The organism is Leclercia sp. EC_58 (assembly GCF_019584355.1).
Taxonomy (GTDB): Bacteria; Pseudomonadota; Gammaproteobacteria; order Enterobacterales; family Enterobacteriaceae; genus Enterobacter.
The window spans coordinates 377924-399592 of record NZ_VDAM01000001.1; the positions used below are offsets into that span (position 1 = coordinate 377924).

The following is a 21669-nucleotide window of genomic DNA, read 5'->3' on the forward strand; positions in this document are numbered from 1 at the left end:
GGCACTTTACCCCACCTGCACCGACAACATACTCAAACTGCCCATCTCAATGCCATCCACCGGTGTGGAAACGGACTCCTGACCATCCCACGCGCCCAGAACATAGAGCAGCGGCAGGAAATGTTCCGCCGTCGGGTTCGAGAGCGAGCCGCCTTTGTGCGCCAGATAGTTCACCAGGGGATGTTCTTCAGCCGGCCCCTGCCAGGTCAGGTTTGCTTTCACGTAATCGCTAAACGACGTTGCCCACGGATAGGGCGTGTTTTCTCCATGCCAGCGGGCCGTGCGCAGGTTATGCACCACGTTACCGCTGGCTATCAGCATGATGCCCTCGTCACGGAGCGCGGCGAGCTTACGGCCCATTTCAAGGTGCCATGCCGCCGGTTTGGTGCTGTCGATACTCAGCTGCACCATCGGGATATCGGCATCCGGGTACATCTTGATCAGCACGCCCCAGGAGCCGTGGTCAAAGCCCCACGCCTCTTTATCAAGGGTGACCGGGAGAGGCGCCAGCAGCTCTACCAGCCGCTGCGCCAGGGCTGGTGATCCCGGTGCCGGATAGTGCGTGTCGTACAGCGCCTGCGGGAAGCCACCAAAATCATGGATCGTTTTCGGCGTTTCCATCGCGGTAACGCCGGTGCCACGGGTAAACCAGTGTGCAGAAATCACCACGATCGCTTTCGGACGCGGCAACGTCTCTCCCAGATGACGCCAGGCGCGGGTATAGACGTTATCCTCCAGCGCGTTCATGGGGCTACCGTGGCCCAAAAACAGTGCTGGCATACGAGAAGATGTCATGATGATATCCTTACACAAGCTGTCGATTTGATAGCTTTACCTTACCCGTTAACAGGATAAGATGAACTCTGATAACCATGATGAAGATCATCAGGAAATTTGAATGTAAGGGATCTGTAAAGGCGATTATACCCGCTCGCTTTACGCGCGTTTAGCCTTTAATATGAATGATAATCATTATCATAAGGAGAGATGAATGTCAGTTCCTCTGATTCTGACGATTCTCGCAGGCGCCGCCACCTTTATCGGCGCCCTGCTCGGCGTGCTGGGCCAGAAGCCCTCTAACCGCGTACTGGCATTTTCGCTCGGCTTTGCCGCCGGGATCATGTTGCTCATCTCCCTGATGGAGATGCTGCCCGCGGCACTCGGCACCGAAGGGATGTCGCCGGTGCTCGGCTACGGAATGTTTGTTTTTGGCCTGCTGGGCTACTTTGCGCTGGACAGAATGCTGCCCCACGCGCACCCGCAGGATCTGATGCAGAAAGGGAGTCAGCCCCTGCCCCGCAACTTGCGACGTACTGCGCTGCTGCTGACCCTGGGCATCAGCCTGCATAACTTCCCGGAAGGCGTTGCGACCTATGTGACCGCCAGTAACAACCTGGAGTTAGGATTCGGTATTGCGCTGGCGGTGGCGTTGCACAATATCCCGGAGGGGCTGGCGGTCGCAGGCCCGGTCTATGCCGCAACGGGTTCTAAGCGTAAGGCGGTATTCTGGGCAGGCATTTCCGGCATGGCAGAGATCCTCGGCGGAGTGCTGGCGTGGTTGATCCTCGGCAGCCTGATTTCACCCGTGGTGATGGCGGCAATTATGGCGGCAGTGGCGGGCATTATGGTGGCGCTGTCGGTGGACGAGCTGATGCCGCTCGCCAAAGAGATCGACCCTAATAACAATCCCAGCTACGGCGTGTTGTGCGGGATGTCGGTGATGGGGCTCAGTCTGGTGCTGCTCCAGACGGCAGGAATAGGTTAAAAAAAACGCCGGGTTAACCCGGCGTTTTTTATGATGCGTTATCAGCTGGCTTTGCGCTCTTGCGCCTGGCGATACGCCACCAGATCTTCAATGGTGACCACAGCCATGTTGTGTTTCACCGCGAAGTCGATGCACTCCGGCGCGCGGGCCATAGAGCCATCATCATTGGTCAGTTCACAGAGCACTCCGGCGGGTTTGAAACCGGCCAGCGTGACCAGATCGATAGTGGCTTCGGTGTGGCCGCCGCGAGTCAACACGCCGCCCGGCTGCGCGCGCAGCGGGAAGACATGGCCCGGACGGTTCAGGTCAGAAGGTTTTGCACCGTCAGCAATGGCGGCTCGCACGGTGGTGACGCGGTCAGCAGCAGAAACACCAGTGGTCACGCCGCTGGCGGCTTCGATGGTGACGGTAAAACCGGTGCCGAAGGCGCTGGTGTTGTTCTCTACCATCATAGGCAGTTCCAGCTGTTTACGGCGATCTTCGGTGATACACAGGCAAACAATACCGCTGCCGTGACGGATGGTCAGCGCCATCTGCTCAACGGTCATGGTTTCGGCGGCGAAAATCATATCGCCTTCGTTTTCACGGTCTTCATCGTCAAGCACCATCACGCCGCGGCCTTCGCGAAGCGCAGCAAGCGCCTGCTCAACACGGTCAGTAGAGGTACCGAAAGAGGAAAGGAGCGTCTGATTCATGGTAAAAAAACCTCATTAAAATTATGGTTACCAGAATCAGGGCAGTCTTAGGAGCGCCGGAGTACGGCAAAAAAATAACGTGAGCGGGCCTCGCCCGACTGGTTCGTTACTCTCTCCCATCCGGACTTTAACCGTCGGCCCCGGAATTACACCGGATCTGCTGACCTTTGAGTGTGCACCCAAAGCGCTCGCGGGCTTTCAACATGGTGTTGATTTACCGCCGGTGGGGAATTTCGCCCCGCCCTGAGAATAAGCGGGATAACTATAACGCTAATGATTATGTTCGGCAACGCATAAGCTTCACACAATTCTGGTTTAAGGATCTCCGTAACGCGCTACAATGATTCTAAACATCTTTACTTCAAGGGAACTATGATGATCGACCCAAAAAAAATTGAACAACTTGCCCGCCAGGTCCATGAATCCATGCCAAAAGGCGTACGTGAGTTTGGTGATGATGTTGAGAAGAAGATCCGCCAGGTGCTGCAGGCGCAGCTGATGCGTCTGGATCTGGTCAGCCGTGAAGAATTTGACGTGCAGACGCAGGTTCTGCTGCGCACCCGTGAGAAGATTGCCCTGCTGGAGCAGCGCCTCACCGAGCTGGAAAACCGCAACGTTGTCGACGAAGTGAAACCGGCGCCAGCGATCCCACCGGTGGATAACGTGGAATAATTCATCGCAAAAAAACGGGCCTTTCGGCCCGTTTTTTATTGCTCGCTGTCTTTCTGGATCTTTTTGATGATGTTGGTGGTTGAACACCCGTCCTCAAAATTGAGCACCATCACTTCCCCGCCGTTGGCCCAGACCTCTTCGCTGCCCGCGATTTGCTCAGGCTTGTAGTCACCGCCTTTCACCAGCAGGTCCGGCAGGATCCCGGCAATCAGACGCTGCGGAGTGTCCTCTTCGAAGGAGACGACCCAGTCCACCGCTTCCAGCGCGCCAAGCACAATCATGCGCTGCTCAAGCGGATTCACCGGACGGGTTTCGCCTTTCAGCCGTTTGGTAGAAGCATCGCTGTTCACCGCCACAATCAGGCGGTCGCCCAGCTTGCGCGCGTTGGCAAGATAGGAGACGTGGCCCGCGTGCAGAATGTCGAACACGCCGTTGGTCATCACCACTTTCTCACCACGCTTACGCGCGGCGGCCACGGCCACTTTCAGCTCCTCTTCACTCATCACGCCAAAACCGGTTTCGGCGCGCCCACGCACCGCGTTTTCCAGCTCGATGGGAGAGACGGTTGAGGTCCCCAGCTTGCCGACCACCACGCCTGCGGCAGCGTTGGCAAAGTAGCAGGCCTCTTCGAGGGTATTCCCGGCAGCCAGCGTCGCCGCCAGCACGCCAATCACCGTATCGCCCGCACCGGTGACGTCATACACTTCCTGCGCCTGGGTTGGCATATGCAGCGGCGCTTTGCCCGGCTGCAGCAGGGTCATCCCCTGCTCGGAACGGGTCACCAGCAGCGCGGAGAGGTCGAAGTCGGCGATGATCTTCATGCCGCGCTCAACGATCTCATCTTCGGTTTTGCATTTGCCCGCCACCGCTTCGAATTCGGAGAGGTTAGGCGTCAGCAGCGTCGCACCGCGGTAGCGTTCGAAGTCGGTGCCTTTCGGGTCGATCAGCACCGGCACACCGGAAGCGCGCGCCAGCTTAATCATCTGCTGGACGCTCGCCAGCGCCCCTTTGGCGTAGTCGGAGAGCACCAGCGCCCCGATGTTACCCAGCGCCTGGTTGATACGCTCGTGCAGCGGCTCCGGATCTACCCCTTCAAAGCCCTCTTCAAAGTCGAGGCGGATAAGTTGCTGGTTGCGCGACAGCACGCGCAGCTTGGTAATGGTCGGGTGCGTTGGAACAGAAACGAAATCACATTTAACGTTCACATCCGCCAGCGTCTTGCTCAGCGCCCGCGCCGCATCATCGATGCCGGTCAAACCGACCAGACGCGAATGCGCGCCGAGAGAAGCAATGTTCATCGCCACGTTTGCCGCGCCGCCAGGACGCTCTTCAATGGTATCCACCTTCACCACCGGGACCGGGGCTTCCGGGGAAATGCGGCTGGTTGGCCCATACCAGTAGCGATCCAGCATCACATCGCCAACTACCATAACTCCAGCACGTTCAAACTCTGGCAGTGTTACTTTCATTCCTGACTCCAGAAAGATTCACAATTTGCGCGCGATAATATCACACTTGTTTTGTTACGCACGGTTCCACCAGCCACTTCTGCCAGCAGGCGCGTACCAGCTCCCGCTCGGCGTTAAAGCAGTCGAGCGGCAGATGGCCGGGCTGCTCCTGCAACGCCAGATGGTGCAGTTCATCGCGCAGCGTGGTGTAAGCGCGGGTGAGCGCCAGCGCCTCCTGCTCATCCATAATGTCGTTCTGCGCCAGCAGTTCCAGAATGCGCACATTATCCGACCAGCGGGTCAGCTTCGGTTTGGCGTGGGCGTCACGCAGCACCAGATACTGGGTGATAAATTCGATGTCGGTAATACCGCCTTCGTCGGCTTTAATATCAAAGCGATCCCGGTGTTTATTTCCCAGATGGGCGCGCATTTTTTCACGCATCTCGCGCACCTCGGTCTGCAGCGTCTGGCCTTCACGCGTGGCGGTCAGCACGTCGCGGCGAATGGTATCAAACTGCGCCTTCAGCTGCGGATCGCCATAGACCACCCGGGCGCGCACCAGAGCCTGATGCTCCCAGGTCCAGGCTTCGTTCTTCTGGTAGTCGGCGAACGACTCGGTGGAAGAGACCAGCATGCCCGCCGCCCCGGACGGACGCAGGCGGGCATCCACTTCATACAGAATGCCCGACGACGTGCGGGTGCTGAACAGGTGCATGATGCGCTGGGCCAGGCGCAGGTAGAACTGACGCCCATCGATCTCACGCTCACCGTCGGTCATCACATCTACCGGGCAGTCGTGAAGGAAAATGAGATCCAGATCGGAGCTGTAGCCCAGCTCCCAGCCGCCCAGCTTGCCGTAACCCACCACCGCAAAGCCGCGTCCTTCGCGATCGGCCAGGTGCTTCGGCTGGCCGTAACGCGCCACTATCTGCACCCATGCCTGATGGACAACGGCATCAATAATCGCCTCCGCCAGCCAGGTTAAGTGATCGCTCACTTTCATTACCGGCAGCGTTCCGGCGATGTCGGCGGCAGCCACACGCAGCAGTTGCGCCTGCTTAAACTGCCGCAGCGCCTCCAGCTGCTGCTCCTCATCCTCTTCCGGCACGCGCAGCAGATACTGGCGCAGCTCATCGCGATAGGCGTCGGTCGCCGTCGGCTGGTAAAGGGTGTTGGGATCGAGCAGCTCGTCCAGCAGCAGCGGATAGCGCGCCAGCTTGCTGGCGATCATTGGCGAGGCGGCGCAGAGGGAAATCAGGTGCTTGAGCGCGCCCGGGAACTCGCTGAGCAGCTCCAGATAGGTGGTGCGGGTGATGATTCCGCTGAGTAACGGGGTCAGACGCGACAGCGGCACCGGCGCATCGGCGCGGGAACAGACATCGCTCAGCAGGTGCGGCATCAGGTGATCGAGCACCTGACGTCCGCGCGGGCCAATGGCGCGCTTGTTCAGCTCCAGGCGGAAATCGGCAATCAGCGCCACCACCCGGTGGCGGTCATCATTGCTGAGGTGGGCCAGCACCGGGGTAGTGTCGTCCTCCTGAAGCGCATCCTGCCACAGCTCGCGCCAGTGTTCGGACAGCTCATCATCCTGCGACTCGCTCTCATCGTCGCCAATCAGGTCGTTAAAAATCCGCCGCACCGCGGCCATGTGCGCATCCAGCGCCTCGGTCAGCGCCTGCCAGTGGTCCAGGCGCATTCCCCAGGCGAGACGGGCGCGATTAAGCTCATCTCCCGGCAGGGTCTGGGTTTGTTCGTCGTTAATGCTTTGCAGCAGGTTCTCCAGCCGACGCAAAAAGAGGTAGGCCTCACGCAGGATGTGCGCATCCCCTTCCGGCAGCAGATTCAGCTGTGCAATTGCCGCAAGCGTTGGCAGCAGGGAGCGGGATTGCAGCGACGGCTCCCGCCCGCCGCGGATCAGCTGGAACACCTGGACGATAAACTCGATCTCGCGGATGCCGCCCGCCCCCAGCTTGATGTTGTCTTTCAAGCCGCGACGCCGCACTTCCCGGGCAATCATCCCTTTCATGTTGCGCAGCGACTGGATGACGCTGAAATCGATATAGCGACGGAACACGAACGGGCGCAGCATGGCGCGCAGCTCGCTGGCGTAGGCGCCGTCGTTATCGCCCATGATCCGCGCCTTTACCATCGCGTAACGCTCCCAGTCGCGCCCCTGCTCCTGGTAGTAGTCCTCCAGCGCGGCAAAGCTCAGCACCAGCGGGCCGCTGTCGCCGAAGGGACGCAGGCGCATATCCACGCGATAGACAAAGCCATCCTGGGTGGGTTGATCCAGGGCCTTAATCAGCCGCTGCCCCAGGCGGGTAAAGAACTGGGCGTTATCCAGCTCACGGCGTCCACCGCGGGTGGCCCCCTTCTCCGGCCAGGCGAAGATCAGATCGATATCCGAGGAAAAGTTGAGCTCGCCGCCGCCGAGCTTGCCCATCCCTAAAATCAGCAGCGGCTGCGGGGTGCCATCCTCACTGCATGGCGTCCCCCATTCACGACAGCAGGCGTCGTACAGCCAGTCGCGCGCGGCGACGATCAGCGTCTCCGCAAGGTGACTCAACTGCTGCAACGTGCTCTCTTCACTCACCAGCATCAGCGCCTGCGCCCATGCGATGCGCACCATCACCCGGCGGCGGAAATGGCGCAGCTCGCGCATCAGCGCGGCTTCATCGCTGACATCTGCCAGCGCGTCGCGTAACCACTGCGCGTAGTGCTGCCACTCGTCCGCCTGCGGCGGCGCGGCCTCAAGCCCGGTCAGCCAGTCAGGATGTGCCGTAACGCCCTCCTGCACAAAGTCGCTGAATGCCAGCACCTGCCGGGCCTGCTCGCTTAATGACGAGGCGGGTAATGCTTCCGGCAGACGCTCACATACCGTCTGCCACTGCTGCTGTAAGGGTGAAGAAAGCGGCATCATTGGGGTTCCTTGCCTGCGTTAACGTTTTCCGCTGTGCAGCCAGAATGGCTCCTGCGAAATGGCTTCGTTGCGGAAATGCTCAATTTCAATGTGCTGGCGCGTCTTAATGGCATGCAGCAGCCCTTGCCAGTTCTCCAGCCATGCGCGGGCCACCGGGCCGTCATAGGCCCCTGCCAGCAGCAGCATGCTGTCGATGTTACGCGCCAGACGAATCAGCTGATCGCCATACTGATCCCCCAGCGGATGGGCGAACGTGGTTTTCAGTTCAGCGGCGTGACGGGAGAGGTGAATATCGGCGAAGCGCTTAAAGTTATCCGCTATTTTGCTCTGCGCCTTCGCGTCGAGGAAGGTACGCCAGCCGCGTGTCACCAGAAACTCGGTCAGCGCCAGTTTCGCGGTGGCGGTTTGCGGGCTGTAGACCGCCGTCTCGGCAGAGACATCCGACGCCATCAGGGTTTCGGTCTGGGTCAGCAGATCGCGTAAGTGAGCACTCGCTTTACGTGGCACAATGCCACCGAACAGCGTCAGGCTGTGACGTACCAGCGCCATCGCCGCCAGTACCTCGGCTTTCGCCCCTTTCACGCCGCGGACCCACAGCTCCTCGTGATACTGCCACTGGCTCAGGGCCAGCTCCAGCGAGGCTTCAAACCCCTGCTCGATGGAGGATTTCGGCGCCACACGCATAATCTCCAGCGGTTTCAGGGTGCGTGGCGCATTGCCCTGGGCCAGATGATAGCCGCGGGCCGCCTTGCTCAGGCTCCCCTGACGCAGACCGCTCTGGGTCACCAGCTTACGCGCCAGCTTCAGCACGTCATCGGCGTGGCCTTCCAGCAGCTCAAGTTCCAGCTCGCAGATCGGCTCCTGGAACTCGCCCGCTTTTACCTCACCCCGGTCGAGGGCGATTTCAATGCGGCTTTTACCTTCATTCACCAGCCACTTTTCGCGCCAGAAATCGGTGCTGAACAGCGGGCTGGCGCTCTCTTCCAGGCCCTCGGGCAGTTGACCTTCCGGCCACACTTCCGCCGGGAAGCGCGCCAGATCCAGCGCAGGCTGGTCAATTTCAATATTGTATTCCGGGCGCTGATGCAGACCGCCCACCACGCGGCCACCAATTTTCATGGTCATCTCGTAGCGACCATCGACGCCGCGAATGCGCAGCCCCCTGTCATGGCGACGCAGCCACAGGTCCCGGGTTTCGTAATAGATGTTGAGCAGTTGCACCGGCTCGTGATGTTCAGCTGTCAGCTGGTGCAGATGGTTTTTCAGCGCGTCGACGCTCTCATTTTCAACGATAAACTTTAATTCGATTTCCTGAGCCATGGCCTTGTTCTTTTGATTGCAGCACTGCGGGGTAAATTTAGGCGAACTTACTCGCCACTTTTTTGTCAGTAGATAGTATTTTGCGCCAGATTGCCACGCAATGAGCAATTTGACGGGCGTAAAGTTTGTTAAAGTGGCAAACAGTACACGGAGGATTCCGAATGCTGACGAATCCTTTGCGTGGAGAAGCCGTTACTACTACTATCGTTCCACTTTTTATGAAAATAACGACTGCCTGATGCTTAAATTACGCCTAATCGGACTGACATTACTTGCTTTTAGCGCCGCAACAGCGGTTCACGCTGAAGAGAAACGCTACGTTTCTGACGAACTGAATACCTGGGTACGTAGTGGACCGGGTGACAATTATCGCCTCGTGGGTACGATTAATGCCGGCGAGGAAGTGGCGCTGTTACAGAGCAACGCAGACGCCAGCTATGGCCAGGTGCGCGACAGCAGCGGCCGTATCGCCTGGATCCCGTTAAAAGAGCTTAGCACCAGCCCAAGCCTGCGCACCCGCGTGCCGGATCTGGAAAACCAGGTCAAAACCCTGACCGACAAACTGACCAATATCGATGCCACCTGGAACCAGCGCACGGCTGAAATGCAGCAGAAAGTGGCCCAGAGCGACGGGGTGATCAACGGTCTTAAAGACGAAAACCAGAAGCTGAAAAACGAGCTGATCGTCGCCCAGAAAAAGGTGAGCGCAGCCAACCTGCAGCTGGATGACAAACAGCGCACCATCATTATGCAGTGGTTTATGTATGGCGGCGGCGTGCTGGGTATGGGTCTGCTGCTGGGTCTGGTACTGCCGCATCTGGTGCCGAGCCGTAAGCGTAAAGACCGTTGGATGAACTAAATCGCTATCTCTGCCACACTTACGTATTATTGCCATTTTTGATACGGGAGAGTGAGGCGTGAAGATTTATCTGGTCGGTGGTGCGGTTCGTGATGCGTTGTTAGGTCTGCCGGTCAAAGATAAAGACTGGGTGGTGGTAGGCGCCACACCTCAGGAGATGCTCGATGCGGGCTACCAGCAGGTAGGCCGCGATTTTCCTGTCTTTCTGCATCCGCAAAGCCGCCAGGAGTACGCCCTGGCGCGTACCGAGCGCAAATCCGGTGTCGGTTACACCGGCTTCACCTGCCATGCCGCACCGGACGTCACCCTTGAAGAGGATTTGCAGCGCCGCGATCTGACCATCAACGCCCTCGCCCAGGATGAACATGGCCACATCGTTGATGCGTATGGCGGTCAGTCGGATCTGCAAAACCGCATCCTGCGCCATGTTTCCCCCGCCTTCTCTGAAGATCCGCTCCGCGTGTTGCGCGTAGCGCGTTTTGCTGCCCGCTATGCCCACCTGAGCTTTCGCATCGCCGATGAAACGATGGCGCTGATGAGCGCCATGACCAGGGCGGGCGAGCTGGAACACCTTACCCCCGAGCGCGTATGGAAAGAGACCGAGAATGCGCTCACCACGCGTAATCCACAGGTTTACTTCCAGGTGCTGCGCGACTGCGGGGCGCTGAAGGTGCTGTTCCCGGAAGTGGACGCCCTGTTTGGCGTGCCGGCTCCGGCGAAGTGGCACCCGGAAATTGATACCGGTATCCATACCCTGATGACCCTGAGCATGGCGGCGATGCTAAGCCCTGATGTGGACGTGCGCTTTGCCACGCTCTGTCATGACCTCGGCAAGGGCTTAACACCGCCCGAACTCTGGCCGCGCCACCACGGCCACGGCCCGGCGGGTGTGCGGCTGGTTGAACGGGTCTGCCAGCGGATGCGGGTCCCTAACGAGATCCGCGATCTGGCGAAGCTGGTCGCCGAATTCCACGACCTGATCCACACCTTCCCAATCCTTAAACCAGCCACCATTGTGAAGCTGTTCGACAGCATTGACGCCTGGCGCAAGCCGCAGCGCGTGGAGCAGATCGCCTTAACCAGCGAAGCCGACGTGCGCGGGCGCGCCGGGTTTGAAGCCAACGATTATCCGCAGGGGCGGTTGCTGCGTGAAGCCTGGAACGTTGCGAAAGCGGTGCCGACAAAAGCGGTGGTTGAGGCTGGATTTAAAGGACCCGAGATCCGGGAAGAGTTAACAAAACGGCGGATCCGGGCCGTCGCAGCCTGGAAGGAACAGCATTGCCCTCAGCCGAAAGACTGAGGGCGGACAATCAGAAGAAGACCACGTAGACCGCGGCCGCCACGATAAAGCGATAGATGGCGAACGGGATAAACGAGATGCGCTTGATCAGCTGCAGGAAGGTTTTGATGGCGATCAGCGCCACGATAAAGGCGGTGATAAAGCCCACGGCAAACATCGGGATGTCGCCCGCGGTCAGGAAGTGGTAGCTCTTGTAGAGATCGAGCGCGGTGGCGCCCATCATCATCGGCACTGCCAGCAGGAATGAGAACTCAGAGGCCGCATAGCGGCTCACGCCCATCAGCATCCCGCCTGAAATCGTCGCCCCAGAGCGAGAGAAGCCCGGCCACAGCGCCAGGCACTGGAAGCAGCCAATCATAAACGCCTGACGGTAAGTCATGTCGTCCAGACCCGGCGCGCGAGGCTCTTTCGGCTTCAGCAGCTCGGCGGCAATTAACAGGATACCGCCAACCACCAGGGCATACATCACGTTAATCGGGTTAAACAGCGACTTGATAGTATCGTGGAGCACCAGACCCAGCACCACCGCCGGAATCATGCCGAGCAGAATGTGCAGCAGCGTTAAACGCCCTTTACCGGCACCTTCATGCGGCGGATGACCAAAGTGGATGCCAATCAGGCCGAACAGGCGACGCCAGAACATCACCACCACCGCCAGAATGGATCCTAACTGGATCACTACTTCAAAGGTTTTCGCCGTTTCGCCCTCGAACCCCAGCAGATGGCCGACAATGATCATATGGCCTGTACTGGAAACCGGCAAAAACTCTGTCAATCCTTCGACCACACCCAGTATTGCTGCCACCAGCAGGGAGTGCATATCGCTCATCAATTAACCCCTAAAAGACAGAAAAAAGGGCTACCCAGGGGGTAACCGTAAAAGGAACAGCTGTAAGACTGATTTAACAGGAATTGGTTTAACTATTATACCTTTAAATGTTTCCTTTCAGATTTTGGCTACGTTCGATAATGACCCCGACATTGGCCGCCCGCGCAACCGCTCCCGGCTTGCTGACTTTGATGCGCACCCATGGGGAGTTGAAGCGGCTGAGCAGCAGCTCCGCCACCTCTTCCGCCACGCGCTCCACCAGCGCAAAACGCTGGCCTTCCACGTGACTAATGACCGCTTCACTCACGTCGGCATAGCTCAGACAGTCGTTCACATCGTCGCTTTTTGCCGCGGCGAGGTTATCCCAGCCCATTTCGATATCGAACACGAGTTTCTGCTCGATGGTCTGCTCCCAGTCATACACCCCGATAGTGGTGATTACCGAAAGTTGCTCTATAAATACTATATCCATCACGACCTGCCTGGTTTTTGGCTAAACCGGATACCACTCCCGGCGAATTATGCGTATTATCCACAGATGCTAAGTACAAAACGACATTTTCAAAACGGAACAGCGTTATGAGTGCAATCGCGCCTGGAATGATCCTCCTTGCCTACCTTTGCGGCTCAATTTCCAGCGCCATTCTGGTCTGCCGTATCGCTGGCTTACCCGATCCACGCGAGAACGGATCCGGGAATCCGGGGGCGACCAATGTACTACGAATTGGCGGCAAAGGAGCAGCCGTAGCGGTTCTGATTTTTGACGTTCTGAAAGGAATGCTTCCCGTCTGGGGCGCGTATGCACTGGGCGTCACGCCGTTCTGGCTGGGGCTGATTGCCATTGCCGCCTGTCTGGGCCATATCTGGCCGCTTTTCTTCGGTTTTAAAGGCGGTAAAGGCGTGGCCACCGCGTTTGGCGCCATCGCCCCCATTGGCTGGGATCTCACCGGCGTGATGGCCGGCACCTGGCTGCTCAGCGTGTTGCTGAGCGGGTACTCTTCGCTTGGCGCCATTGTGAGCGCGCTGATTGCACCGTTTTATGTCTGGTGGTTTAAGCCGCAGTTTACCTTTCCGGTGTCGATGCTCTCTTGTCTGATCCTGTTGCGTCACCATGACAATATTCAGCGGTTATGGCGGCATCAGGAGACGAAGATCTGGGCGCGGTTGAAGCGGAAGAAGAAAGAGACGCGGTAGGGTTTTATTTACTTTTAGTGGAATCGTTCCGTTCACTCCTGGTCCTCTGCTTTCTGACTGCTTCTCTGCGGTGAACGTGTTAAGGGGGCTATCGCCGCCCCCTTAACAATCCCGGCTCCCGGCAAAGAAAATCGCCGCTTCGCGGTCCCCTCAGCTTATTCCCTTCGGCTTTCGGGTCGGGCGTGATCCTACATCCATGTAGGTCACGCCCTCTCGGCGCATCCCTGCGCCTCGCCCCGGCCTGCGGTCAACGCTTCGGCGATTTTCAGCCGGACCAGGCTACTCCTTAACCTCCTCAGCCGCCTGAATGTGGCACGGGTTTTGAGTCCCCGCTGAAATCGGCGAACCGGAGACCGGATGACAAGGGCTGGACGCCAGGGATGGCGGCCAGAGGCGAATCGAGACAGGATGTCGAGTTGAGCCGACCGCAGGCAGCAGGTCGTAAGGTGAGCGTAGTGCGAAGCACCGATTTCATTGCGGGGGAGCCGGGATTGCAAAGGGGGCGGCGGCAGCCCCCTTTGCACGTTCACCGTAGCGGGATACCCATAAAGCAGAAAAGCCATAGTGAACGGAACCCTTCCACCGCAGCCCCAAAATACTTCATCCCCGCTGGTAACAGCCCCCTATCCATAAGCGACTCATATGACAGCCTTCATTTCCGCCAGGGCATACTAAAAAAACCCGACGGCGAGCAGATGGATAAAGCATGTCAGCAACTCAGGCGCATGAAAAAACAGTAAAAGGCTGGCAGGCATCCCTTGCCCTGCACTTTTCCCACTCGCCTGAAAAAACCCTCCTCCACTCTGCCCGCCACGTCGGGCCACTCACCGTGCAGCGCCCCTTTTATCCCGAAGGTGAAACCTGCCACCTCTATCTGCTGCATCCCCCTGGCGGGATTGTCGGCGGGGATGAGCTGGCAATTACCGTTCATCTTGCGGCCCATAGCCACGCGCTGATCACCATGCCCGGCGCCAGCAAGTTCTATCGTAGCAACGGCGCGCTGGCGCGGCTGGATCAGCACTTCACGCTGGACGAGAACGCCATTCTGGAGTGGTTGCCGCAGGACACCCTTTTCTTCCCCGGCGCACAGGCTGCCCTGCGCTCGGTGTTCCATCTGCAGCGCAGCAGCACCCTGCTGGCCTGGGAGCTGTTTTGCCTGGGCCGCCCGGTGATTAATGAGCCCTTCAGCCACGGTAGTATTGAGAGCCGTCTCGAAGTCTGGCTTGAGGGTGAGCCGCTGTTAATCGAGCGCCAGCACCTGGCCGACGGCGATCTGACCCCCGTGGCGGAACATCCGTGGATCGGCACCCTGCTGTTTTACCCGGCGAGCGAAACGCAGCTGGAGGAGGCCCGCGATGCCCTGGCACCGCTGGAGCATTTCGCTGGCGCGACCCTTACCGACGGCCTGCTGTCGGTGCGCTTTCTGGCCCATGACAACCTGATTTGCCAGCAGGCGATGCGTGAGATCTGGCAGCGCCTGCGGCCGCAGCTTACCGCCAAAACCCCCTGTTCGCCCCGAATCTGGCACACCTGAGAGAAGCACGATGGAACTGACCCCCAGAGAAAAAGACAAGCTGTTGCTGTTTACCGCCGCGCTGGTCGCCGAGCGTCGTCTCGCCCGTGGCGTGAAGCTCAATTACCCGGAATCGGTGGCCCTGATCAGCGCCTTCATTATGGAAGGGGCGCGCGACGGGCAGACGGTGGCGGAATTAATGGAAGCCGGACGCCATGTCCTGACCCGCGCCCAGGTGATGGAGGGCGTGCCGGAGATGATTCCGGATATTCAGGTGGAGGCCACCTTCCCGGACGGCTCCAAGCTTGTCACCGTTCACAATCCGATCCTGTAAGGGGGCAACATGATCCCAGGCGAATACCAGATACAACCCGGCCAGATCGTCATTAACGCGGATCGCGATACCCGGACGGTGATCGTCGAGAACCACGGCGACCGCCCGATCCAGGTCGGATCGCACTACCACTTTTTTGAGGTGAACCCGGCGCTCAAGTTCGATCGTGAGGCGACCCGAGGCTACCGGCTGAACATTGCCGCCGGCACCGCCGTACGCTTTGAACCCGGACAAAAGCGCGCCGTCACGCTGGTGGCTGTGGCAGGCGCACAGCGCATCGTCGGCTTTCGTGGCGAGGTGATGGGCGAGGTGGATCATGGCTGAGATTTCACGTCAGGCGTATGCCGACATGTTCGGCCCCACCACCGGGGATAAAGTCCGTCTCGCCGATACCGAGCTGTGGATCGAGGTGGAAAACGATCTGACCATCTACGGTGAAGAGGTCAAATTCGGCGGCGGAAAAGTGATCCGCGACGGCATGGGCCAGGGGCAGATGATGGCGCAGGACTGCGTGGATCTGGTGCTGACCAATGCGCTGATCGTCGATCACTGGGGGATCGTCAAAGCCGATATCGGCGTGAAGGAGGGCAGGATCTTCGCCATCGGCAAAGCGGGCAACCCGGACATTCAGCCCGGCGTAACGATCCCGATTGGCGCCGCCACCGAAGTGATCGCCGCCGAAGGGAAGATTGTCACCGCAGGCGGGGTCGATACCCATATCCACTGGATCTGCCCCCAGCAGGCGGAAGAGGCGCTGGTCTCCGGCGTCACCACCATGATTGGCGGCGGTACCGGCCCTGCCGCAGGCACCAACGCCACCACCTGCACGCCGGGACCGTGGTATATCGCCCGCATGTTGCAGGCAGTCGACACGCTGCCGGTGAATGTCGGCCTGCTGGGTAAAGGCAACGGCTCAAACCCGGACGCCCTGCGCGAGCAGGTTGCCGCGGGTGCGATTGGCCTGAAAATTCATGAGGACTGGGGTTCCACCCCTACGGCGATCGACTGCGCCCTGACGGTGGCGGACGAGATGGATATCCAGGTGGCGCTGCACAGCGACACCCTTAACGAGGGCGGGTTTGTCGAGGACACCCTGGCGGCCATCGCCGGGCGTACCATCCACACCTTCCACACCGAAGGGGCGGGCGGCGGCCATGCGCCGGATATCATCACCGCCTGCGCACACCCTAACATTTTGCCCTCCTCTACCAACCCGACCCTGCCCTATACGGTGAATACCATCGACGAGCATCTGGACATGCTGATGGTCTGCCACCATCTCGATCCTGATATCGCCGAGGATGTGGCCTTTGCCGAATCACGCATTCGCCGGGAGACCATCGCCGCCGAAGATGTGCTGCACGACATTGGCGCCTTCTCGCTCACCTCGTCCGATTCGCAGGCGATGGGCCGGGTGGGAGAAGTGATTATCCGCACCTGGCAGGTGGCGCACCGCATGAAGGTGCAGCGCGGCCCGCTGGCGGAGGAGTCGGGCGATAACGATAACCTGCGGGTGAAGCGCTATATCGCCAAGTACACCATCAACCCGGCGCTGACCCACGGCATCGCCCATGAGGTCGGGTCGATTGAGGCCGGAAAACTGGCGGATCTGGTGGTCTGGTCCCCGGCCTTCTTTGGCGTCAAGCCAGCCACCATCGTCAAAGGCGGGATGATCGCCTGCGCGCCGATGGGGGACATTAACGCCTCGATCCCCACCCCGCAGCCGGTGCACTACAGGCCCATGTTTGGCGCGCTGGGCGCCGCCCGCCACGCCACCCGCCTGACGTTTCTCTCGCAGGCCGCTGCCGATAACGGCATCGCGCAGCAGCTGAACCTGCAGAGCGCCACCGCGGTGGTCACAGGCTGCCGGACGGTGAAAAAAGCCGACATGATCCACAACGGCCTGCAGCCCAACATTACCGTCGATGCGCAAACCTATGAGGTGCGCATTGACGGGGAACTGATTACCAGCGCGCCGGCAGAGGTTCTGCCGATGGCGCAACGCTATTTCCTGTTCTGAGGAGGACTCATGATCACCTTAACCCAACGCCTTGATCATCCCCATCCCGTTACCGCACACGTCACGCTGCCCATTGATGTGCGGGTAAAGAGCCGCGCCCGCGTGGTGCTGGACGACGGGCGCGATGCCGGGTTGATCCTGCCGCGCGGCCTGCTGCTGCGCGGCGGCGACCTGCTCACCAGCGACGATGGGCGTGAAGTGGTGGAGGTCATTGCCGCCCCCGAGCCGCTGTCGGTGGTGCGCTGCGCCGATCCCTTCCTGCTGGCCCGCGCCTGCTATCACCTGGGCAACCGTCACGTGCCGCTGCAAATTCTGCCCGGCGAGCTGCGCTATCACCACGATCACGTGCTGGACGAGATGCTGCACCTGTTCGATCTCGAGGTGACTTTCGCCAGCCTGCCCTTTGAACCGGAAGCGGGTGCCTACGCCAGCGAAGGTCACTCCCATTCACACTCTCACGCTCATTCACATTAAGGATTAATCATGCGTAAGTTCTTACCCCTGCTACTGCTGGCATTCTCCCTGCCCGCGCTTGCCCATCCGGGACACGGCAGCGACAGTTTTCAGGCGGGCTTTTTCCATCCCCTGACCGGGCTTGATCATCTCCTGATGTTGACCGGCGCAGGCGTGCTCGCCGCTCTGAGCGGTCGCAGGCTGCTGATGCCCTTTGCCACTCTCGGCATGATGCTCACCGGGGCGATTGCGGGCAGCCTGCTGGGGGGCTTTAGCGGCATGGAAATGCTGATCATCGCCTCGCTGGCGGTGTGTGGCGTGATGATGTTCAAAACCGAAAACCGCCTGCTGCTGGCGGTGCCCGCGCTGGCGATGTTCCACGGCTGGGCGCACGGGGTGGAGATGGCAGGTCACAGCTTCTGGCTGTTCACCAGCGGCTTTATGCTCGCCAGCGCCGCGGTGCTGTGCATCAGCTTTGCCGCCGGTATGCTGCTGCGCCGTCACGACGGGCTGCGTAAAACCTTCGGCGGCGGGCTTATCGTCTCTGCCCTGCTGGCGCTGATGAGCTGATGGAGCCCTCCCGCCAGTGGTTGCGCCTGATGCAGCTCGCCAGCAGCAGCCTGCCAGTGGGGTCGTTTACCTGGTCGCAGGGGCTGGAGTGGGCGGTGGAAGCGGGCTGGGTCACTACCCCGGCAGCATTCAAAGCCTGGCAGTGTCAGCAGATGGAGCAAGGCTTTTTCTGCGTCGATCTGCCGCTCTTTTCCCGCCTCTACCGCGCCTGCGAACAGCAGGATCTGGCGAGCGCCGCGCACTGGACAGCGTACCTGCTGGCCTGCCGGGAGACCCGCGAGCTGCGGGAAGAGGAGCGCAACCGCGGGGCGGCGTTTACCCGGCTGATCAAAAGCTGGGAGGCGGATTGCCCAGCTGACTGGCTGGCGCTGTTCCCGCAAAGCCAGCTGTGCGGTATGGCGTGGCTCGGTGTGCGCTGGGGGATCGATCTCCGCGAGATGGCGCTGAGCCTTGGCTACAGCTGGATCGAAAGCGCGGTAATGGCGGGCGTCAAGCTGGTGCCCTTTGGGCAGCAGGCGGCCCAGCTGTTGATCATTGAACTCTGCGATCGCTTTACCGACGGGCTGGAGCAGGCGCTTCTGCGCCGCGATGACCAGCTGGGGGCTGCTACGCCGCTCTCCGCCATCGCCTCGGCGCGTCACGAAACCCAATATTCACGATTATTCCGTTCCTGAGGAGTCTCTATGTCTGAGTACAAACACCCCCTGCGCGTGGGCGTGGGCGGCCCGGTGGGGTCGGGTAAAACCGCCCTGCTGGAAGCGCTGTGTAAAGCGATGCGCGACACCTATCACCTCGCGGTGGTGACGAACGATATCTACACCAAAGAGGATCAGCGCATTCTCACCGAGGCGGGCGCCCTGGAGCCGGAGCGCATTGTGGGGGTGGAGACCGGCGGCTGCCCGCACACCGCCATTCGTGAAGATGCCTCGATGAACCTGGCGGCGGTAGAAGCCCTGAGCGAGAAGTTCGGCAACCTGGATCTGATCTTTGTCGAGAGCGGCGGCGACAACCTGAGCGCCACCTTCAGCCCGGAGCTGGCGGATCTGACGATCTACGTGATCGACGTGGCGGAAGGGGAGAAGATCCCGCGCAAAGGCGGGCCGGGGATCACTAAATCCGATTTTCTGGTGATCAACAAAACCGATCTCGCCCCTTACGTGGGAGCCTCGCTGGAGGTGATGGAGCGCGACACCAACCGCATGCGCGGCGAGCGTCCGTGGACCTTTACCAACCTGAAAGCGGGTGACGGGCTGGCGACAATTATTCGCTTCCTGGAAGAGAAAGGCATGCTGAAGGTATAAAAAAAGCCTGGCTTTCGCCAGGCTTGCCGATCATTTACAGGTGTTGTACTTGGATCCCTGCTCGCGCCAGGCGCCCCAGGTACTGAAGCCTTTGCCCGGCTCTTCCTGGCCCGGGTTGACATACCACTGGTTAAACCAAATCTTACCGTTGTGAGACACCTTCGTGCACTTCACTGGATAGGCAATTTTTGGGTTGTAGGCCGGCACGGTCTCTTTAGCCGGGGTTTCATCTTTCGCAGGCGTGGTGTCCTGAGCCGGAGTTTCGTCCTTCGCTGGTGTGGTGTCCTGAGCCGGAGTTTCATCCTTCGAAGGTGTCGTGTCCTGAGCCGGAGTTTCGTCCTTCGCAGGTGTCGTATCCTGAGCCGGAACCGCCGGTTTGCTGACCTTGATGGTCATGCTGTCCTGCGCCGTGCGGCCATCCGCGCCGGTAGTGGTCAGCGTAAAGACCGCATCACCCTCGGTATTCGCCGGGATCACCGCATAGGCATGGGCGCTGTTAACGCTGCTGCTCAGGGTGCCATTCAGGTTCTGCTGCACAAAGAAGGTCCCGGCCCCTTTGGTCACGCTCCAGTTATACGATTTTGCATTCAGGCTCTTGCTGCCGTCCAGCGGATAGGTTTTCACGCCTGTGGTAGGAGATTCCATGCTGTAGTCCGCGCCTGCTGCTGCTGTCGGAGCGGGCAGGGTTTCGCCACCGTTCTTCAGCGCCAGAATTTTCGCCACGGCACGCGCCATATCCGGCTGAGTACCGATGATAGGCACGGTATCGCTCTTGGCTGGCGTTCCTGTCTCCTGCAGGATCTGACGCATCTGCAGCGGCGTCACGGTAATACCATGGGCTTTGGCGATCCCCGACAGGCTGGCCACCACCCCGGCGACAATCGGCGTAGAGGATGAGGTTCCGCCGAAGGTATTGGTGTAGTTGGCATTTGGCGTACTGTTGTACGAGCCATATCCGGTGGTGAAGACATCGTTACAACCCCAGGAGGCGCTGGTTACGCGCTTACCGTAGGTACTGAAGCCAGCTTTCATCCCGGTTTTCGCACAGAAGGCACCGACGATAATCGCCCCGGAATCCCGCACGTGAGTGTCCCACTTGCCGTTGAAGCCCGGCAGGTCCAGGTTGATGTTGCCGTTACCGGCGGAGCTCACCACAAAGACGCCTTTATCGGTAAGCGCTTTGATAACGTCAAAATAGCCCTGCATGTTTTCCACTGGCACAAAGCAATCTTTTTTGCACACCCCGCCCCCGGCTTCACCGCCGTAAGACTGCATGTTCAGCGACACCACGTCCCCGGCTTTCAGTTTCGGGATCATGTTAAAGAGGTTGGACGACGGCCAGCCGGCATAGGCGAGTTTACTTTTCCAGCTCAGGCCGCGGATACCGGTGCCAATATCCTGCCCGGCCAGAATACCAACAGAAGCCGTGTTGTGTTCCCGCTCTTTGCAGGTATCGCTGGTGAGCCCCTCGCTAAAAGCGATAGGCGGTAAGTTCAGGTGATTGGGGTTCCAGGCACAGTTTTCGGAAGAGACAATCGTGATCCCTTCCCCATCGCTGCCTTTATACAGGTTAACACTGTCGCGGTTAACCCCACCCATATAATAGCCCGTACGTCTTTCATTGGGCGCTTTTAAATAATCCTGGAAATGACGGTAATCCGGAATAGCTGCCGCACCGAGAGTATTGTTCACCGAAGATTTTAATTTCGGTCTGGCAGCTGCCTCCGCCTGCGCATCATCTAACAAAACAGGAAGCGACTCAGGATAAACGGATTCAATATTCTGATTGTGTTCCAGCTCATTAATAATACTGTTGATGTAGTTCTTGTCCTGGGTCTTGTTGCCCGGTAAGGTAATACGCAAATAACGGTCGAAGCCATAGCGTTTATTCAGCGCCTCCATTTCGGCAGCCGCTTTTTCATCGCTTTTATCGACAGGGTACATGGCTGTGGCAACCAGAGAAGGGTCGCTCAGGTTGATGACCGGGTGAGCTGCCGTCTCTGAAGAAGGCTTCAGCTTAATCACAATGGAGTCGTATACCATTCCCTCTTCTGCCAGCATCGCTTGCGGTACGGTTTCGGCCAGAGCGGAACCGGAAACTATCGCACATATTAATAACGATAAAACTGTTTTTTTCATTTTGCCAACGTTCCTTAATGACATTTATTAATGTGAAATTCCTTTATTCACAATGAAAGAAAATCATCAGCCTGCCAATAAGAGCGCTCTTCGGATAAATAAGAAAATTCCCTCACGTATACATCCGCGGGAAAAATAAATTATAGGGGATATGTCAATCATTACCGCGGATAAAAATATCCAAATTAATCTACGGCGGCGTTAAAAAGCGCAAAAATAAAGGCGAAGAGAATAGCAGAAACGCCAGCGCAAGGCATTTTTAATATTAAAAATATCTTTCAAAGCATAATTACTAATATTTACGCCGCGGTAAAATTGACCACCTTATACGCTGGCG

21 protein-coding genes and 1 riboswitch are annotated in these 21669 nt (G+C 59.0%); of the genes, 13 read left to right on the plus strand and 8 right to left on the minus strand.

All coding sequences use genetic code 11. From position 1 onward, the window contains the following. Positions 1–6: 6 nt before the first annotated feature. A complete protein-coding gene (gene ygiD / locus FHC51_RS01845; protein ID WP_220434787.1) occupies positions 7–795 on the minus strand; it encodes a 4,5-DOPA dioxygenase extradiol in 789 nt (262 codons plus the stop codon). 196 nt (positions 796–991) lie between these two features. Here ygiD and zupT point away from each other — a divergent pair, with 196 nt between their 5' ends. Then, positions 992–1765 (plus strand): zinc transporter ZupT, encoded by a 774-nt coding sequence (zupT, locus tag FHC51_RS01850; RefSeq protein WP_114316775.1) that lies wholly within the window; start codon positions 992–994, stop codon positions 1763–1765. 41 nt (positions 1766–1806) lie between these two features. On the opposite strand, the gene ribB is transcribed toward zupT, so the two are convergent. Then, entirely contained in the window at positions 1807–2460 is a 654-nt protein-coding gene (gene ribB, locus FHC51_RS01855; protein ID WP_103822880.1) for a 3,4-dihydroxy-2-butanone-4-phosphate synthase, read from the minus strand. A gap of 104 nt (positions 2461–2564) precedes the next feature. Next, positions 2565–2715, minus strand: a riboswitch (FMN riboswitch). 120 nt (positions 2716–2835) lie between these two features. Here ribB and FHC51_RS01860 point away from each other — a divergent pair. Further along, entirely contained in the window at positions 2836–3132 is a 297-nt protein-coding gene (locus FHC51_RS01860) for an accessory factor UbiK family protein (RefSeq protein ID WP_103822881.1), read from the plus strand. 35 nt (positions 3133–3167) lie between these two features. Here FHC51_RS01860 and hldE read toward each other — a convergent pair whose 3' ends face one another. Genes hldE through FHC51_RS01875 form a run of 3 tightly spaced genes read right to left on the minus strand, consistent with a single transcriptional unit; the run spans position 3168 to position 8820 of the window. Then, positions 3168–4601: a bifunctional D-glycero-beta-D-manno-heptose-7-phosphate kinase/D-glycero-beta-D-manno-heptose 1-phosphate adenylyltransferase HldE gene (gene hldE / locus FHC51_RS01865; protein ID WP_220434788.1), complete on the minus strand. Its 1434-nt coding sequence runs from the start codon at positions 4599–4601 to the stop codon at positions 3168–3170. A gap of 40 nt (positions 4602–4641) precedes the next feature. Continuing rightward, entirely contained in the window at positions 4642–7500 is a 2859-nt protein-coding gene (glnE, locus tag FHC51_RS01870) for a bifunctional [glutamate--ammonia ligase]-adenylyl-L-tyrosine phosphorylase/[glutamate--ammonia-ligase] adenylyltransferase (RefSeq protein WP_220434789.1), read from the minus strand. Positions 7501–7518: 18 nt separating this feature from the next. Continuing rightward, the gene (locus FHC51_RS01875; protein WP_114316773.1) at positions 7519–8820 is read right to left on the minus strand and encodes an inorganic triphosphatase; all 1302 of its coding nucleotides are present in this window, start codon (positions 8818–8820) and stop codon (positions 7519–7521) included. 238 nt (positions 8821–9058) lie between these two features. On the opposite strand from FHC51_RS01875, the gene FHC51_RS01880 reads away from it, so the two are divergent. After that, a complete protein-coding gene (locus FHC51_RS01880) occupies positions 9059–9679 on the plus strand; it encodes a TIGR04211 family SH3 domain-containing protein (protein WP_103822885.1) in 621 nt (206 codons plus the stop codon). A 58-nt stretch (positions 9680–9737) separates the two neighbouring features. After that, positions 9738–10979 carry a multifunctional CCA addition/repair protein gene (locus FHC51_RS01885; protein ID WP_220434790.1) on the plus strand — a complete coding sequence of 414 codons (1242 nt, stop codon included), beginning with the start codon at positions 9738–9740 and terminating at the stop codon, positions 10977–10979. Between the two features lie 10 nt (positions 10980–10989). Here the strand turns inward: FHC51_RS01885 and bacA are convergent, their stop codons facing one another. Together bacA and folB are read right to left on the minus strand one after the other, a co-directional pair. Beyond that, positions 10990–11808, minus strand: a complete 819-nt coding sequence (gene bacA / locus FHC51_RS01890; protein WP_156239785.1) for an undecaprenyl-diphosphate phosphatase — start codon at positions 11806–11808, stop codon at positions 10990–10992. A gap of 103 nt (positions 11809–11911) precedes the next feature. Then, positions 11912–12280 carry a bifunctional dihydroneopterin aldolase/7,8-dihydroneopterin epimerase gene (gene folB, locus FHC51_RS01895; RefSeq protein ID WP_114316768.1) on the minus strand — a complete coding sequence of 123 codons (369 nt, stop codon included), beginning with the start codon at positions 12278–12280 and terminating at the stop codon, positions 11912–11914. 107 nt (positions 12281–12387) lie between these two features. Between folB and plsY the strand changes: the two genes are divergently transcribed. From plsY to ureG, 9 genes are all read left to right on the plus strand, one after another. Next, on the plus strand, positions 12388–13002 hold the full coding sequence (plsY, locus tag FHC51_RS01900) for a glycerol-3-phosphate 1-O-acyltransferase PlsY (RefSeq protein WP_220434791.1): 615 nt from the start codon (positions 12388–12390) through the stop codon (positions 13000–13002). A 706-nt stretch (positions 13003–13708) separates the two neighbouring features. Then, the gene (locus tag FHC51_RS01905) at positions 13709–14536 is read left to right on the plus strand and encodes an urease accessory protein UreD (RefSeq protein WP_220434792.1); all 828 of its coding nucleotides are present in this window, start codon (positions 13709–13711) and stop codon (positions 14534–14536) included. A 10-nt stretch (positions 14537–14546) separates the two neighbouring features. After that, a complete protein-coding gene (locus tag FHC51_RS01910; RefSeq protein WP_039031754.1) occupies positions 14547–14849 on the plus strand; it encodes an urease subunit gamma in 303 nt (100 codons plus the stop codon). 9 nt (positions 14850–14858) lie between these two features. Next, positions 14859–15173: an urease subunit beta gene (locus tag FHC51_RS01915; protein ID WP_220434793.1), complete on the plus strand. Its 315-nt coding sequence runs from the start codon at positions 14859–14861 to the stop codon at positions 15171–15173. Further along, the gene (gene ureC, locus FHC51_RS01920) at positions 15166–16869 is read left to right on the plus strand and encodes an urease subunit alpha (RefSeq protein WP_220434794.1); all 1704 of its coding nucleotides are present in this window, start codon (positions 15166–15168) and stop codon (positions 16867–16869) included. Before FHC51_RS01915 ends, ureC begins: the two co-directional genes overlap by 8 nt. Positions 16870–16878: 9 nt before the next feature. Next, complete coding sequence (gene ureE / locus FHC51_RS01925) at positions 16879–17343, plus strand: urease accessory protein UreE (protein ID WP_220434795.1); 465 nt, start codon at positions 16879–16881, stop codon at positions 17341–17343. A 9-nt stretch (positions 17344–17352) separates the two neighbouring features. After that, the gene (locus tag FHC51_RS01930; protein WP_220434796.1) at positions 17353–17892 is read left to right on the plus strand and encodes a HupE/UreJ family protein; all 540 of its coding nucleotides are present in this window, start codon (positions 17353–17355) and stop codon (positions 17890–17892) included. Further along, positions 17892–18566 carry an urease accessory protein UreF gene (locus tag FHC51_RS01935; protein ID WP_220434797.1) on the plus strand — a complete coding sequence of 225 codons (675 nt, stop codon included), beginning with the start codon at positions 17892–17894 and terminating at the stop codon, positions 18564–18566. Before FHC51_RS01930 ends, FHC51_RS01935 begins: the two co-directional genes overlap by 1 nt. Positions 18567–18575: 9 nt before the next feature. After that, positions 18576–19193, plus strand: a complete 618-nt coding sequence (gene ureG / locus FHC51_RS01940) for an urease accessory protein UreG (RefSeq protein ID WP_103822897.1) — start codon at positions 18576–18578, stop codon at positions 19191–19193. Between the two features lie 30 nt (positions 19194–19223). On the opposite strand, the gene FHC51_RS01945 is transcribed toward ureG, so the two are convergent. Beyond that, complete coding sequence (locus FHC51_RS01945; RefSeq protein ID WP_220434798.1) at positions 19224–21332, minus strand: S8 family serine peptidase; 2109 nt, start codon at positions 21330–21332, stop codon at positions 19224–19226. Positions 21333–21669 lie beyond the last annotated feature (337 nt).

Excerpts from the sequence above, each read along its gene's own strand:
- ygiD (WP_220434787.1), bottom strand. The coding sequence starts at position 795 with ATGACATCTTCTCGTATGCCAGCACTGTTTTTGGGCCACGGTAGCCCC.
- zupT (WP_114316775.1), top strand. The coding sequence starts at position 992 with ATGTCAGTTCCTCTGATTCTGACGATTCTCGCAGGCGCCGCCACCTTT.
- ribB (WP_103822880.1), bottom strand. The coding sequence starts at position 2,460 with ATGAATCAGACGCTCCTTTCCTCTTTCGGTACCTCTACTGACCGTGTT.
- FHC51_RS01860 (WP_103822881.1), top strand. The coding sequence starts at position 2,836 with ATGATCGACCCAAAAAAAATTGAACAACTTGCCCGCCAGGTCCATGAA.
- hldE (WP_220434788.1), bottom strand. The coding sequence starts at position 4,601 with ATGAAAGTAACACTGCCAGAGTTTGAACGTGCTGGAGTTATGGTAGTT.
- glnE (WP_220434789.1), bottom strand. The coding sequence starts at position 7,500 with ATGATGCCGCTTTCTTCACCCTTACAGCAGCAGTGGCAGACGGTATGT.
- FHC51_RS01875 (WP_114316773.1), bottom strand. The coding sequence starts at position 8,820 with ATGGCTCAGGAAATCGAATTAAAGTTTATCGTTGAAAATGAGAGCGTC.
- FHC51_RS01880 (WP_103822885.1), top strand. The coding sequence starts at position 9,059 with ATGCTTAAATTACGCCTAATCGGACTGACATTACTTGCTTTTAGCGCC.
- bacA (WP_156239785.1), bottom strand. The coding sequence starts at position 11,808 with ATGAGCGATATGCACTCCCTGCTGGTGGCAGCAATACTGGGTGTGGTC.
- folB (WP_114316768.1), bottom strand. The coding sequence starts at position 12,280 with ATGGATATAGTATTTATAGAGCAACTTTCGGTAATCACCACTATCGGG.
- plsY (WP_220434791.1), top strand. The coding sequence starts at position 12,388 with ATGAGTGCAATCGCGCCTGGAATGATCCTCCTTGCCTACCTTTGCGGC.
- FHC51_RS01905 (WP_220434792.1), top strand. The coding sequence starts at position 13,709 with ATGTCAGCAACTCAGGCGCATGAAAAAACAGTAAAAGGCTGGCAGGCA.
- FHC51_RS01910 (WP_039031754.1), top strand. The coding sequence starts at position 14,547 with ATGGAACTGACCCCCAGAGAAAAAGACAAGCTGTTGCTGTTTACCGCC.
- FHC51_RS01915 (WP_220434793.1), top strand. The coding sequence starts at position 14,859 with ATGATCCCAGGCGAATACCAGATACAACCCGGCCAGATCGTCATTAAC.
- ureC (WP_220434794.1), top strand. The coding sequence starts at position 15,166 with ATGGCTGAGATTTCACGTCAGGCGTATGCCGACATGTTCGGCCCCACC.
- ureE (WP_220434795.1), top strand. The coding sequence starts at position 16,879 with ATGATCACCTTAACCCAACGCCTTGATCATCCCCATCCCGTTACCGCA.
- FHC51_RS01930 (WP_220434796.1), top strand. The coding sequence starts at position 17,353 with ATGCGTAAGTTCTTACCCCTGCTACTGCTGGCATTCTCCCTGCCCGCG.
- FHC51_RS01935 (WP_220434797.1), top strand. The coding sequence starts at position 17,892 with ATGGAGCCCTCCCGCCAGTGGTTGCGCCTGATGCAGCTCGCCAGCAGC.
- ureG (WP_103822897.1), top strand. The coding sequence starts at position 18,576 with ATGTCTGAGTACAAACACCCCCTGCGCGTGGGCGTGGGCGGCCCGGTG.
- FHC51_RS01945 (WP_220434798.1), bottom strand. The coding sequence starts at position 21,332 with ATGAAAAAAACAGTTTTATCGTTATTAATATGTGCGATAGTTTCCGGT.